At 66.1% G+C, this 672-nt stretch carries 1 protein-coding gene; it reads right to left on the reverse strand.

Annotated features, from left to right (window positions below):
- Positions 1-672, reverse strand: a 672-nt coding sequence (locus NG900_RS26565; RefSeq protein WP_252685380.1) for a molybdopterin-dependent oxidoreductase, incomplete at both ends; no start/stop codon positions are given.

Consider the following 672-nt stretch of genomic DNA (forward strand, 5'->3'; position numbering starts at 1 on the left):
GGCGCGGCATCTGAATGCCGAACACGTTCTCCAGTCGATCGAGAAACGCGGGTGCGGGCTTTTCGTAGATGCCCATCGTCCGGTCGCCCTGCACGTTGCTGTGGCCGCGCACCGGGCACGCACCGGCACCCGGGCGGCCGATGTTGCCGCGCAGGAGCAGCAGGTTGACGATCATCTGAATCGTCGCCACCGAATGCTTGTGCTGCGTGATCCCCATGCCCCAGCACGCGATGACGCTGCCGGCCTTGATGTACGTATCGCCGGCCTGGCGGATTTCGTGTTCCGGCAAGCCGGATTCAGCCTCGATGGTGGCCCACGATTCAGCACGCACGTCAGCCGCAAACGCGTCGTAGCCGCCGGTGTGCTGGGCGATGAAGGCATGATCGATGACCGATGGCTCGCCACGGCTGCGGGCCACATCATCGCGCTCGATCACGTGTTTGATGATGCCCTTGACCGTTGCCAGGTCGCCGCCGATGCGCACCTGGTGGTACTCGGTGCTGATGCGTGTGGAGCCGAGCGTGAGCATCTCGATCTTGCTCTGCGGATCGGCGAAGCGCTCCAGCCCCCGCTCGCGCAGCGGGTTGAACGACACGATGGCCGCGCCGCGCTTCGATGCCTCGCGCAGCTCCCCCAGCATGCGCGGGTGGTTCGTCCCCGGGTTCTGGCCGA

Origin of the sequence: Ralstonia soli (genome assembly GCF_023955655.1) — a bacterium.
Classification (GTDB): domain Bacteria; phylum Pseudomonadota; class Gammaproteobacteria; order Burkholderiales; family Burkholderiaceae; genus Ralstonia; species Ralstonia soli.